Origin of the sequence: Melissospora conviva (assembly GCF_049523535.1) — a bacterium.
GTDB lineage: Bacteria > Actinomycetota > Actinomycetes > Mycobacteriales > Micromonosporaceae > Melissospora > Melissospora conviva.
In genome coordinates this window covers 500,854-513,386 of record NZ_JBLLDT010000001.1, presented here as the reverse complement: position 1 = coordinate 513,386, position 12,533 = coordinate 500,854, and the positions used below count along the sequence as shown (strand labels likewise).

At 72.1% G+C, this 12,533-nt stretch carries 11 protein-coding genes and 1 pseudogene; 3 read left to right on the top strand and 9 right to left on the bottom strand.

The genetic code is table 11. The features are described from left to right. Positions 1-120: 120 nt before the first annotated feature. The 4 genes and pseudogenes from ACK8GG_RS02575 to pdxH all read right to left on the bottom strand — a co-directional run bounded on the left by ACK8GG_RS02575 (position 121) and on the right by pdxH (position 3,761). Positions 121-726 (bottom strand): nitroreductase family protein, encoded by a 606-nt coding sequence (locus ACK8GG_RS02575; RefSeq protein WP_440348448.1) that lies wholly within the window; start codon positions 724-726, stop codon positions 121-123. Positions 727-764: 38 nt separating this feature from the next. Then, positions 765-1,685, bottom strand: coding sequence for an aldose 1-epimerase family protein (locus tag ACK8GG_RS02570; protein ID WP_440355436.1), 921 nt, complete (start codon positions 1,683-1,685; stop codon positions 765-767). Positions 1,686-1,878: 193 nt separating this feature from the next. After that, positions 1,879-3,138 (bottom strand): annotated as a pseudogene (locus tag ACK8GG_RS02565) (MFS transporter); the annotation flags it as partial. Next, positions 3,135-3,761, bottom strand: a complete 627-nt coding sequence (gene pdxH, locus ACK8GG_RS02560; protein ID WP_440355679.1) for a pyridoxamine 5'-phosphate oxidase — start codon at positions 3,759-3,761, stop codon at positions 3,135-3,137. The pseudogene ACK8GG_RS02565 and the gene pdxH, both read right to left, overlap by 4 nt. A 303-nt stretch (positions 3,762-4,064) precedes the next feature. Here pdxH and ACK8GG_RS02555 point away from each other — a divergent pair, with 303 nt between their 5' ends. The 3 genes from ACK8GG_RS02555 (at position 4,065) to sepH (ending at position 7,789) form a co-directional block, all read left to right on the top strand. Beyond that, entirely contained in the window at positions 4,065-5,171 is a 1,107-nt protein-coding gene (locus ACK8GG_RS02555) for a citrate synthase 2 (RefSeq protein ID WP_440348451.1), read from the top strand. A gap of 214 nt (positions 5,172-5,385) precedes the next feature. Then, positions 5,386-6,513, top strand: a complete 1,128-nt coding sequence (gene serC / locus ACK8GG_RS02550) for a phosphoserine transaminase (protein ID WP_440354232.1) — start codon at positions 5,386-5,388, stop codon at positions 6,511-6,513. Between the two features lie 193 nt (positions 6,514-6,706). Further along, the gene (gene sepH, locus ACK8GG_RS02545; protein WP_440348453.1) at positions 6,707-7,789 is read left to right on the top strand and encodes a septation protein SepH; all 1,083 of its coding nucleotides are present in this window, start codon (positions 6,707-6,709) and stop codon (positions 7,787-7,789) included. An 18-nt stretch (positions 7,790-7,807) separates the two neighbouring features. On the opposite strand, the gene thpR is transcribed toward sepH, so the two are convergent. From thpR to ACK8GG_RS02520, 5 genes are all read right to left on the bottom strand, one after another. Further along, complete coding sequence (gene thpR / locus ACK8GG_RS02540; RefSeq protein ID WP_440355435.1) at positions 7,808-8,386, bottom strand: RNA 2',3'-cyclic phosphodiesterase; 579 nt, start codon at positions 8,384-8,386, stop codon at positions 7,808-7,810. Beyond that, positions 8,383-8,889, bottom strand: coding sequence for a hypothetical protein (locus ACK8GG_RS02535; RefSeq protein WP_440355434.1), 507 nt, complete (start codon positions 8,887-8,889; stop codon positions 8,383-8,385). Before ACK8GG_RS02535 ends, thpR begins: the two co-directional genes overlap by 4 nt. A 141-nt stretch (positions 8,890-9,030) precedes the next feature. After that, on the bottom strand, positions 9,031-10,314 hold the full coding sequence (locus tag ACK8GG_RS02530) for an MFS transporter (RefSeq protein ID WP_440354236.1): 1,284 nt from the start codon (positions 10,312-10,314) through the stop codon (positions 9,031-9,033). A gap of 62 nt (positions 10,315-10,376) precedes the next feature. Next, entirely contained in the window at positions 10,377-10,835 is a 459-nt protein-coding gene (locus ACK8GG_RS02525) for a MarR family winged helix-turn-helix transcriptional regulator (protein ID WP_440354237.1), read from the bottom strand. Positions 10,836-11,003: 168 nt separating this feature from the next. Continuing rightward, positions 11,004-12,464 carry an NCS2 family permease gene (locus tag ACK8GG_RS02520; protein WP_440348458.1) on the bottom strand — a complete coding sequence of 487 codons (1,461 nt, stop codon included), beginning with the start codon at positions 12,462-12,464 and terminating at the stop codon, positions 11,004-11,006. Positions 12,465-12,533 lie beyond the last annotated feature (69 nt).

Sequence of the window (12,533 nt, the reverse complement as noted above, 5' to 3'; positions counted from 1 at the left end):
CCGGCGTACAAGTTCCGGGCGCCGATGACCGTGCCAGCCTAGCCAGCGCTGACGACATCGCATGGTTACGCCTCGGCGCGGTGTCCCCGTCGGACACCGGCCGGCGTCGTACCGCCATGGTCAGCTCCACCGGCCCCGCCGTACCACCTGCTCCACGGGTCGCCGTCCCCGCTTGAGCGACGCCGAGCGGTGATCCGCGGCCGGGTAGCCGACCGTCAGCGCCCCGATCGGCATGTACTCCGTCGGCACCCCGAACGCCTCCCGGTACGCCTGGGTGCGCTCGGCCGGAATGCCGAAGAAGCACGCACCGAGCCCTTCGTCGACCGCCGTGAGCAGCATCAGCAGCGCCGCGAACCCGGTGTCGATGTGCCAGTACGGCACCGGCCACCGGTCGGCGTCCTTGTCGGCCCAGCCCTTGTCCGGCTCGGCGTACCGGTCGAGGTAGGCCGAACGGTTGGCGTGCGGCACCACGATCAGCGGCGCCTTGCGCATGCCGGCGAGCCACCGGCCGCGGCCGGTCCCGCCGGGCGGGCTCGCGGCGGCCCAGAAGCGGTCCCGGTCGGCCTGCTCCTCCAGCACCAGGAACCCCCAGCCCTGCGAGAACCCGGCCGAGGGCGCCCGGATCGCGTGCTCCAGGATCCGGCGCACCACCTCGGGCGGCACCGGCCGGTCCGGGTCGTAGTTGCGCACCATCCGGCGTCGCCGGAGCACCTCCGCGAACTCCACCTGTGCTTCCCCCGTCCTGTCCTCCCCGGCTCCCGCCGTCAGGAGGGGTTGATTCCCCAGCTGCCCCGCCAGGTCTGGCCCGGTGCCAGCACGACCAGGTCGCGCCCGGACCGGAAGGCGTCCGGCGGGCAGGTCATCGGCTCCACCGCCACCGAGCGGCGCTGCCGGACGGGGCCGAGGGTGTCGCCGGTGAAGATCTGCCACCAGCGGAACTCGGGCCCCGCCCAGACGGTCAACCGCCGGTCACCGCCGGCCAGCGTCACCCGGGAGAAGCCGTCGTCGTCGGGGATCAGGTCACCGAAGGTCATGTCCAGCTGGGCGGCGCCGATGCGGCGGGCCTGGCTGAAGTCGTGCTCGCCGCCGTCGACCCGGCGCAGGGCCACCGGCAGGTTGCGCGCGTCGGTCAGCAGTTGGCTGCGGGCCGGCACCCGCAGCTCCACATCGTCCACCGTCACCTGCGGCAACCGCAGGTACGGGTGGGTAGCCAGCCCGAAGGGGCACTCCTGGGTGCCGACGTTCGTCGCCTCGTGCACGGCGCGCAGCCCGTCGGCCCCGACCGTCCAGGTCGTCCGCAACCGCAGCGGCCACGGGTAGCCGGGCTGCGGCACCAGGTCGTGCTCCACAGTGACCGCCTCGGCGGTGCGCTCCACCAGGCGCCAGCGCACCCAGCGGACCAGCCCGTGCATCGCGTTGCGCCGGGCCGCCTCGGTCAGTCCGAGCTGGTGCGAGCGGCCGGCGAAGGGGTACCGCCCGTCGCGGATCCGGTTCGGCCAGGGGGCCAGGACCTGCCCGGCGGAGCTGGGGCAGACCTCGTGCGGGCCGTACCCGTCGAGGTGCGCGACACCGTGCGAGGCGTACTCGCGGATCCCGCCGCCGACCTCGACGACGATCGCCTCGTGCCCGTCGGCCGCGATCGTCCACTGTTCGCCGGAGAAGCCGGGCTGCGTGGCGGTCTGCATGCCCGCGACCATATCGGTTACCACCCCGTACCGGTGGTCACGGCGTCACCGCCGACCCCTTGCCGGCCGCGGCCGGACCGGTCTGCACGCCCGGAACCCCGGCCGCCGGATCACCCCCGGCAACCGGATCGGCTCCGGCGTCGGCCCTGGCATCGGTATCGGCTCCGCCTTCTGCGTCGGCGTCGGCGTCGGGGCTGCGGTAGCGCAGCAGCACCGGGAAGAACGCCACCAGCAGCATGGCGAGCACCGCGGCGAGCAGACCGCCGGCCACCCAGGCGATCATGCCGCCGTACATCGCGCCCATCGCGCCGGCCCGCAGGTCGCCCAGGCGCGGGCCGCCGGCGATGACGACCGAGTTCACGCCCTGCAGCCGGCCCCGCATCCGGTCCGGCGCGTAGACGAGCAGGATCGACTGGCGCAGCACCGCGCTGACCAGGTCGGCGGCGCCGGCCACCGCGAGCAGCAGCACCATCAGCCAGAGCGAGCCGGCCAGGCCGGCCGCCGCGACGGCCAGCCCCCAGGCGACCACCGCGATCGTCAGTCCGAGCCCCTGCCGCCTGATCCGGCCGATCCAGCCCGAGGTGAGGCCGCCGAGCACCGAACCGATCGAGATCGCGGCGTAGAGCCAGCCGATCGCGGTGCCGCCGCCGAAGCGCCCCTCGGCGATCTCCGGGAAGAGCGCCCGCGGCATGGCGAGCACCATGGCGATCAGGTCGATGGCGAAGGAGAGCAGCAGCACCGGCGCGGCGGCCAGGTAGCGCAGCCCGTCGGCGACGCCACGCAGCCCCGCCACCCGCCGCGGCGCCTCCTCGTCGGCGCCCACCCGTGGCATCGACGGCAGTCGGTACACCGCCCAGAGCGACACCGCGAAGAGCAGGGCGTCGACCCCGTACGCGACAGCCAGGGCCGTCTCGTGCGGCAGCGCGGCGAAGATCACGCCGACGGTGAGCGGGCCGAGGACCATCGCGGCCTGGATGGAGGTGAAGTTCAGGGTGTTCGCCGCCGGCACCAGCGAGGTCGGGACCAGCCGGGGCACGACCGCGGTCCGGGTCGGCGAACTCACCGCGAAAGCCGCCGACTGCAGCGCCGTCAGCACCAGCAGCAGCCACGGACTGCGCAGCTGCAGCACCGCCTGGACGAAGAAGCCACACGTCGCCAGCCAGGCCAGTGCGGAGCTGACCAGCAGCAGCCGCCGCCGGTCGAGCGCGTCGGCGATCGCACCGCCCCAGAGGCCGAAGATCAGCAGCGGCACGAAGCCGGCGATGCCGAGCATCCCGACCCAGAACGAGTCCCGGGTCAGCGCGTAGAGCTCCACCGGCACCGCCACCGCGGTGAAGTGGAACCCGAACATCGAGATGCTGGTGCCGAGCCAGAGCCGCCGGTACGCCGGCACCCGCAGCGGCCGCACGTCGATGGCCCAGGCCCGGCCCGGGCGGCGGGGCGTCTTCGTCACGGCGCGAGCCGCTCGACGACCCAGGCGCCACCGTCGGCGCGGCGGAACCGCAGCCGGTCGTGCAGCCGGCTCGACCGGCCCTGCCAGAACTCCACCGTCTGCGGCGCGATCCGCAGCCCACCCCAGTGCGGCGGCGCCGGCACCTCGCCCGCGCCGAAGCGTTCACCGGCCGCCACGAAGCTCTCGTCCAGTGCCGCGCGGTCGGGCACCACCTGCGACTGGGCGCTCGCCCACGCGCCGAGCTGCGAATCCCGCGGCCGGGCGGCGAAGTACGCCTCGGTCTCGGCCCGGTCCACCGGCGCCACGTTCCCGGTCACCACCACCTGCCGGTGCATCGCGAACCACGGAAAGACCAGGGCGGCGTACGGGTTGCTCAGCGCCTCGGCGCCCTTGCGGGAGTGGTAGTTGGTGTAGCAGACGAAGCCGCGCGCGTCGTACCCCTTGAGCAGCACCGTACGGCTGCTCGGCCGGCCGGCCGGGTCGGCGGTGGAGAAGACCATGGCGTTCGGCTCCGGCAGCCCGTACGCGACCGCGTCGGCGAACCAGAGCCGGAACTGGCTCACCCAGTCCGGGGCCAGCTCCGTCTCGGAGAAAGGCCGGTCGCCGGGGTAGTCCCGGCGCATTCCGGCCGGGGCCGTCACATCCTCCACCGCACAGCTCCTCGTCGCACCCTGCCGGTAACCGTGCCAGTGTGCGCCGCGACCGCCGCACCGCAAGCGCAGGGGCCCGTCGCCGCGCACGCGCAGGGTTGTCGCCGCGCACGCGCAGGGGTTGTCGCCGACGGCACATTGATGGTGGGTCGCGCCATCCGTCACCCAACAGGCAAGATGTGACGAATACACATCCCTGATGGTCGCCTGCGGTGCCCGGCCTACCAGAACCGTGGCGCCGGTGCGCGGACTGACCGAGACCCAGGAGAAGACGAGATGGCCGATTTCAAGCCGGGACTGGAAGGCGTCATCGCCTTCGAGACTCAGATCGCCGAGCCCGACAAGGAAGGCGGTTCGCTGCGCTATCGCGGCGTGGACATCGAGGACCTGATCGGCCAGGTCTCCTTCGGCAACGTCTGGGCGCTGCTGGTCGACGGCCGTTTCGGCCCGGGTCTGCCGCCGGCGGAGCCGTTCCCGGTACCGGTGCACTCCGGTGACATCCGGGTGGACGTGCAGTCGGCGGTGGCGATGCTGGCGCCGTACTGGGGGCTGGAGCAGCTGCTGGACATCAGCGACGAGCAGGCCCGCGCCGACCTCGCCCGGGTCTCGGTGACGGCGCTCTCCTTCGTCGCCCAGTCGGCCCGCGGCCTCGGGCTGCCGGCCGTGCCGCAGAAGGAGATCGACAAGGCCTCCACGATCGTGGAGCGCTTCATGAAGCGCTGGCGCGGTGAGCCGGACCCGCGGCACGTCAAGGCAGTCGACGCGTACTTCATCTCCGCCGCCGAGCACGGCATGAACGCCTCCACCTTCACCACCCGCGTGGTCGCCTCCACCGGCGCGGACGCCGCGGCCTGCATCTCGTCGGGCATCGGCGCCCTCTCCGGCCCGCTGCACGGCGGCGCGCCGTCGCGGGTGCTGCACATGATCGAGGCGGTCGAGCGCAGCGGCGACGCCGAGGGGTACGTCAAGGGCGTGCTGGACCGCGGCGAGCGGCTGATGGGCTTCGGTCACCGGGTCTACCGGGCCGAGGACCCGCGGGCGCGCGTGCTGCGGCGCACCGCCAAGGAACTGGGCGCCCCGCGGTACGAGATCGCCGAGGCGCTGGAGAAGGCGGCGCTGGCGGAGCTGCACGCCCGCAAGCCCGACCGGGTGCTCGCCACCAACGTCGAGTTCTGGTCGGCCGTGGTGCTCGACTTCGCCGAGGTGCCGGCGCACATGTTCACCTCGATGTTCACCTGCGCCCGGATGGGCGGCTGGAGCGCCCACATCATGGAGCAGAAGCGCCTGCAGCGGCTGATCCGCCCGTCGGCGCGCTACGTCGGCCCGGCGACCCGCAAGCCGCAGGAGGTCGAGGGCTGGGAGGCCATCCCGCACGGCCAGTAGGGCCTCCACCGCAGCACCGACCCCCCGTCCGGCTTCACCGGGCGGGGGCTCGTGCGTTCGCGAGCGTGGCGGCGGATGTGTGCGAGGACTCACCGATCCGGTGGCCTCCGACAACCCCGCGGGGTGCTGCGGGTGCGAAACTGGGGGCCACGGCGACGCTGTCTCGATCTTCGCCCGCCGTGCCGCACGGACCACCCGGAAGGATCTTCGTACCGTGGCTGACCCAACGACAATCCGGATTCCCGACGAGCTCAAGCCGGTCGACGGCCGATTCGGCTGTGGCCCCTCGAAGATCCAGCCGGCGGCGGTCTCCGCGCTCGCCGACGTCGCGAGCGACTTCCTCGGCACCTCGCACCGGCAGAAGACCGTGCGCGACCAGGTCGCCCGGCTGCGCCGCGGCCTCGCCGAGTTCTTCTCCCTGCCCGAGGGGTACGAGGTGGTGCTCGGCAACGGTGGCACCACGGCCTTCTGGGAGGTCGCGACCTTCGGCCTGATCCGCGACCGGGCGCAGTTCGCCAGCTTCGGCGAGTTCGGCGCCAAGTTCGCCAAGTCGGTCGCGCAGGCCCCCTTCCTCGGTGAGCCGACGATCCGCAAGGCCGAGCCCGGCAGCGCCCCCGCGCTGATCGCCGAGGCCGGTGTGGACGCCTACGCCCTGCCGCAGAACGAGACCTCCACCGGTGTCGCGGTCCCGGTCAAGCGGGTCGCCGGCGCCGACCCCGGCGCGCTGCTGCTGGTCGACGCCACCTCCGCCGCCGGCGGCCTGGACGTCGACGTGGCCGAGAGCGACGTCTACTACTTCGCCCCGCAGAAGTGCTTCGCCTCCGACGGCGGCCTCTGGCTGGCCCTGATGTCCCCGGCCGCGCTGGCCCGGGCCACCGAGATCAAGGAGTCCGGCCGCTACATCCCGGGCTTCCTCGACCTGGTCACCGCCATCGACAACTCCCGGCTGGAGCAGACCTACAACACTCCGGCGCTGGCGACCATCTTCCTGGCCGCCGAGCAGACCGACTGGATGAACTCCCAGGGCGGGCTCGCCTGGGCCGCCAAGCGCACCGCCGAGAGCGCCGGCATCATCTACGGCTGGGCCGAGCGCTCCGATGTGGCGACGCCGTTCGTGACCGACCCGGGGCTGCGCTCCAACGTGGTCGCCACCATCGACTTCGCCGAGGATGTCGACGCCACCGCGATCGCCAAGGCGCTGCGCGCCAACGGCATCCTGGACACCGAGCCGTACCGCAAGCTCGGCCGCAACCAGTTGCGGGTCGCCCTCTACCCGGCGATCGACCCCGCCGACGTCGAGGCGCTCACCGCGAGCATCGACCACGTGATCACACAGCTGTAGCAGACGCGCGCCGGCCGGTCCCGGGGCAGTGCCGCGGGACCGGCCGATGTGATCGATCAACCCAGCTCAACCCCGGAAATGCGGGCGTGGCATCCACGCGCCGGACGGCCGATGGGCGTACCGTGTTCGCAGAAGGCGCCCGGGTGACCCGACTCGCGGCGTGCGGCCAGCGACGCGGGACGGAGGCAACGACATGCGCCCAGTACGCTTCGTCGCCCTCTCCGAGGACGGCCAGGCGCTGGTTCTCGCCGACGAGGTGGGACGGCTCCTCGCCCTCCCCATCGACGAGCGGATCTCCACGGCGATGCACTCCGAACCGGGCAGCCACCCGGTCCAGGTGCCCGCGTCGGCGAGCGATCCCGCCCCGTCACTCTCGCCCCGCGACATCCAGGCCCGGATCCGCTCCGGCGAGTCGGCCGACGACGTGGCCCGCATCGCCGGTGTGCCGGTCGACCGGGTGCTGCGCTACGCCGGCCCGGTCCTGCAGGAGCGGGCGATGCTCGCCCAGCACGCCCGCCGGACCCGCCTGAAGACCTCCGAGAAGGGCGCGCCGCTCGCCGAGGTGGTCGACAACCGTCTCGGTCAGCACGGCATCGACACCGAGAAGATCTCCTGGGACGCGTACCGCCGCGACGACGGGACCTGGCGCATCATCGCCACCTGGCCGTCGGGCAAGGCCACCGCGCAGGCGGTCTGGGACCTCGACAAGAGCCGGCAGGTCGTCACCCCGCACGACGACATGGCGCAGTACCTCTGCGCCGAGCGCCCCGCGCCGCTGCTCGGCCAGGAGCCCGGCCCGGAGCGGCACGGCCACACCCTGCCGGCCCCGTCGCGCGGGGAATCGGGCCGCAGTGGACACGGGCTGCCCACCGCCGCCTCCGACCAGCCGCGTCCCGGTCGCGATCCGGTACGCGCCGGCCGCGACCCGATCCGCGCCGGCCGCGACGCCCTGCTCGCCTCCCTCGACCGGCCGCTGTCCAGCAGCGGGCGCAGCCTCGACGCCACCGCCGCCGCCGGCCAGGAGACGCCCCGGCCGCGTCCGGCGATGGGCGGCGCCGCGGCGCTGCTCGGCGGCGGCCAGGGTTCCGCCTTCGACGAGGACGCCGATCAGCCGAAGGAGATCCCCGCCGTGCCGTCGCTGGCGGTGCTGCGGCCCCGCCGTACGGCACCACCCGCCGGCGAGAGCCCCGAGACCGAAGGGCGTCCGCGCAAGCGGCTGCCCAGCTGGGACGACGTCCTCTTCGGCAGCGGCCCGGCGGCCCGCGAGTCCTCCTGACCTTCCCGCGACCTCGGGTCAGAGCGACCAGCTGGCCAGCCGGTCGTGGCGGGGGTGCGGACCGAGCCGGCTGCTCACCAGTGACATCGTGGTGACCGGCCAGAGCGGTCCCTCGTAGTTGTCGAGTGCCGCCTGGTCGGCGGCGAGCCCTTCGGCGTCGATCCGGTCACCGGGGCGGGCGATTGTCAGGTGCGGCCGGAACGGCTTGTCGTCGAAGGGCAGCCTGCCCTGGCGCAGCTGGACGCGGACCAGCCGGCTGAGCACGTTCAGCCCTTCCACGTCGCCACGCAGCCCGGCCCAGAGCACCGTGGCGGGCCCGCGGCCGAACCGTCCACCGCCGCCGACCTGGACCATCGGGATACTCGGTGCCCAGCGGCGGCGGTCGGCTACGGCCTGCGCCAGCGCCGCCTCCACGTCGGGCTGCCGGGCGTCGTCGACCTCGCCGAGGAAGGCCAGGGTGAGGTGCAGGTTCTCCGGGTCCGCGAGCCGCACGTTGAGCCCGGCTGCCGTGGCGGTGCCGACGACGAGCCGGGACACCTGCGCCGTCAGGTGTTCGCGTACCGGCGGCGGCGGGTAGAGCGCGACGAAGAGTCTCACCGGTAGCGGGGGTGCTGTTCGCCGCGGGCCGCGGGCAGCGCGAGGCCGGCCGCCTGGAGCTCCCCCTCGACACGGATCCGTTCGATCACCAGGTCGACTCCGCTCAGATCGTCGAGATGCTCGGCCACCCCGAGGCAGTGGCTGGCGAGTTTGAGCCGGTCATCGTAGGCGCGCAGCACCGCGCTCTGCCAGACCGCCGAGCGGCCGGTGCCCAGGCGCTGCCCGCCGAGCCGCCACAGGTCCGCGGCGATCTGCTCGATGCAGCGCCGGTCCGGGCGGTCGAACTCGCGCAGGTCAAGGTCCCGGGCGAAGGACTCCACCTCGATGGCCCGGTCCAGGCGGGCGATCGTACGCCGTTCGGCGCGCCGCTTCCGCCAGGCCCCGTAGCCGCAGACGATCCGGTCGGTCAGCTCGTCGGCGCAGACGATCAGCACGAGCACCGCCGGCAGGCACGCCAGCGTGAGCAGCGCGAGGGCCAGCCCCAGCCCTTGCAGGAAGTCCACGGATCCGACGCTAGATGCCGCCGCAGGGCGCCGCTACCGGTTTGGCCGACGCCGCGGGAACATCCATCCCACTGGATAAACCGGCCCCCGCGGGGCAGCTGCAACGCGGCGTTGCCGGCCGACGATGCCCCCGCCGGCGGGTCAGCCCCCGGATGGGACGACGTAGAAGCGGGGACGCGGCACCAGCCGCAGCCGCAGCCGCGATCCGGTGCGGTGCAGTTGCCAGGCCAGGGCGGCGGCGGCGGTGAGCAGCGAGACCAGTCCGCCGCCCCAGATGGCCGAGCCGGCGCCGAAGTGCTCGGCGACCCAGCCGACGACCGGGGCGCCCACCGGGTTGGTGCCGACGAAGACCAGCACCCAGAGCGACATGACCCGGCCGCGGAAGGCGGCGTCGACACCGAGCTGGACCCGTTGGTTGGCCGCCTGCGCGAAGTAGATCATGAAGAATCCGGTCGGCAGGAGCAGCGCCACCACCAGCCAGTACGCCGGCGCGAGCCCGGCCAGGATGGCGAAGGAGGAGCAGGCGACCGCGGAGCCGAGCACGATCCAGGCTGAGGGGCGGCCACGACGGCTGCCGCTGGCCAGTGCGCCGATCAGTGAGCCGGTGGCGAGCGAGGTGGTGAAGAGACCGAAGGACGCCGCACCGGTGTTGAAGACGGTCTTGGCCAGCGCGGCGAGGGTGATCTGGAAGTTGAACAGCGTCATCCCGACCACCAGCATCAGCGCCATCGGCAGCAGCAGGTCGCCCCGGCGCCAGACGTAGCGCAGGCCATCCATGATCTTCGCCGCGTCCTTCTCGGCCCCGGCGACCTGCTCGGCCCGGTACAGCTCCGCCGGGCGCATCCGCACCAGGTTCAGCAGCGGCGCGATCGAACTGACCGCACTGACCACGAAGACCGGGCCGAGGCCGAAGAGCGCGATCGCGACACCGGCCAGCGCCGGCCCGACGATGCGGGCGGTGTTGAAGGTGGCCGAGTTGAGCGAGAGCGCGTTGGGCAGCAGCGACGTGCCGACCATCTCGGAGACGAACGACTGCCGGACCGGGGTCTCGACGGCGTTGGCGACACCGAGCAGCACCGCGAAGCCGAAGACGTGCCAGAGCTGGACCAGGTCGGTGACGACCAGCACGCTCATGCCGATGGCCAGGACGGTCCAGAAGATGTTCGCGATCAGCAGCAGGATCCGCTTGTCGTACCGGTCGGCGAGCCGTCCGGAGAAGAGGCTGAGCAGCAGCACCGGGGTGAACTGCAGGGCGGTGACGATACCGAGCGCGCTCGCGGAGTTGTCGGTGAGTTCGAGTACCAGCCAGTCCTGCGCGATGAACATCATCCAGACGCCGATCATCTTGATCAGCTGTCCGGTGGCGAAGAGTCGGTAGTTGCGAACCGTCAGGGACTGGAAGATGGTCTTGAACTTTGCCTGCACCTCGGGGTGCGCCTCCTCGGGTCGTACGGTCGTCTCGGGCGACGTGACGGACCCGGTCGGAGTCACCGTCGGTCGGCGTCGACCACCCGGTGCAGGATCTCCGCGGCGTCCCGCAGCGTCTCGCGCTCGGCGGCGGTGAGCTCGGCGAGGCGTTCGGCGAGCCAGTTGTCGCGTGCGCGCTGGAACCGGTCGAGGACCTCCTCCGCCCCCGGTGTCGGGGCGAGGATGACCTGCCGGCCGTCGGTCGGATGGGGCGAGCGGCCGACGAGGCCGCGCTCCTCCAGCTTCGCGATGATCCTGGTCATCGTGGGCGGTCGGACCCGTTCCGTGTCGGCAAGTTCGCGCGGCGTCAGCGCGCCGGCCAGCTGGAGGCTGGTCAGTGCCGACAGCTGCGTCATGGTCAGGTCGCCGACCGGACGGGCCTGCCGGATCCGCCGGCTGAGGCGGGTGAGCGCGCTGCGCACCCGGCTCGCCAGCTGCGCGGACGTCACCTGCTCGACCGCGGTCGTCCGTTCCGTCACGTCGTCCAGCCTAACTAATAAGCATGGCTAACGACATGGGATATGACCACGCTCACCCGGCCCTGCGGTGCGAAAGAAGAACGGGCCGGGTCCAGCGTGCGCTGGTCCCGGCCCGTCTCGGCCGTACGGATCAGAGCGGCCGTGGCGGCCGTCGACCCCGGGAGTTCGTCAGCTGAAGAGGCTCTCGATCGGCCCGCGGGCGAAGTAGAGGCAGAAGAGCACCGCGACGCCGTAGAGCAGCGCGTGCACGTCCCGGAACTTGCCCTTGGCCATCTTGATCGCCACGTAGCTGATGATGCCGACGCCGATGCCGTTCGAGATCGAGTAGGTGAACGGCATGATGATGATCGTCAGGAACGCCGGGATGCCGATCTCGTAGTCGTCCCAGTCGATCGACTTCACGCCGAGCATCATCAGGAAGCCGACGACCACCAGCGCCGTCGAGGCGGCCTCGAAGGGCACGATCGCGGTCAACGGGGCGAGGAACATCGCCAGCAGGAAGAGGAAACCGGTGACCAGGTTCGCCACACCGGTCCGGGCGCCCTCACCGACACCGGCCGCGCTCTCGATGAACGAGGTGTTGCTGGAGACGCCACCCATGCCACCGGCGGCGGCCGCGATCGAGTCGACGAGCAGGATCTCCTTGCTCCGCGGCGGCGTGCCGTTCTCGTCGAGCATGCCGCCTTCCTGACCGACGGCGACCATCGTCCCCATCGTGTCGAAGAAGTCGGTGATCAGCAGCGTGAAGACGAACATCAGCACGACCAGCCAGCCGGCCCGGCTCCACGAGTTGAGCACGTTGAAGTTGCCCAGCAGCGACAGGTCGGGCATGCCGACGACCTCGCCCAGCGCGGGCAGCTTCGGCACGTTCAGCGCCCAGCCGCCCGGGTTCTCCGCGCCGGAGCCGACCTTGGCGATCGCCTCGACGATGATCGCCAGCACGGTGGTGGAGAAGATGCCGATCAGGATCGCGCCCTTGACCTTGCGGGCGACCAGGATCACGGTGAGGATCAGGCCGAGCACGAAGACCAGCAGCGGCCAGGTGGCGATGCTGCCGGTGTCGCTCAGCGTGGTGACCGTGCCCGCGCCGGCCTTGACGAAGCCGGCGTCAGCGAGGCCGATCAGGGCGAGGAAGAGACCGATACCGACGCCGATGGCGGTCTTGAGCTGCGTCGGGACGGACTTGAAGACCGCCGTACGCAGGCCGGTGAGCACCAGGATGGTGATCAGCACACCCTCGATGACGATCAGGCCCATCGCGTCGGCCCAGGTCATGTTCGGCGCGATCTCGTAGGCGACCATCGCGTTGACGCCGAGACCCGCGGCGAGCGCGAGCGGGAACCGGCCGACGACGCCCATCAGGATCGTCATCAGACCGGCGATCAGGGCGGTCGCGGCAGCGATGGCGGGGATGGAGAGCGAGACGCCGTCACCGTCGACACCGCTGCCGAGGATGAGCGGGTTCAGCACCACGATGTAGGCCATCGTGAAGAAGGTGGCGAGACCGCCGCGGACTTCCCGGCTCATCGTCGAGCCGCGCTTGGTGATCTCGAAGAAGCGGTCAAAACTGTTCTTGGGGGTGGGAGCTTCGGGGGCGTCGGTGCCCGCCTCGGGCGGCGCTAGGCTCATCGGATCCTCGCAGTGATCAGGGGGTTGACGGCGCATACTTACAGATCAACACCCGGCAGCAAAAGCAAG

What these genes read in the sequence shown, in the direction of transcription:
- sepH (WP_440348453.1), top strand. Translation starts at nt 6,707, where the DNA reads ATGCGCCCAGTACGCTTCGTCGCCCTCTCCGAGGACGGCCAGGCGCTG.
- ACK8GG_RS02555 (WP_440348451.1), top strand. Translation starts at nt 4,065, where the DNA reads ATGGCCGATTTCAAGCCGGGACTGGAAGGCGTCATCGCCTTCGAGACT.
- ACK8GG_RS02570 (WP_440355436.1), bottom strand. Translation starts at nt 1,685, where the DNA reads ATGCAGACCGCCACGCAGCCCGGCTTCTCCGGCGAACAGTGGACGATC.
- pdxH (WP_440355679.1), bottom strand. Translation starts at nt 3,761, where the DNA reads ATGCGCCGGGACTACCCCGGCGACCGGCCTTTCTCCGAGACGGAGCTG.
- ACK8GG_RS02520 (WP_440348458.1), bottom strand. Translation starts at nt 12,464, where the DNA reads ATGAGCCTAGCGCCGCCCGAGGCGGGCACCGACGCCCCCGAAGCTCCC.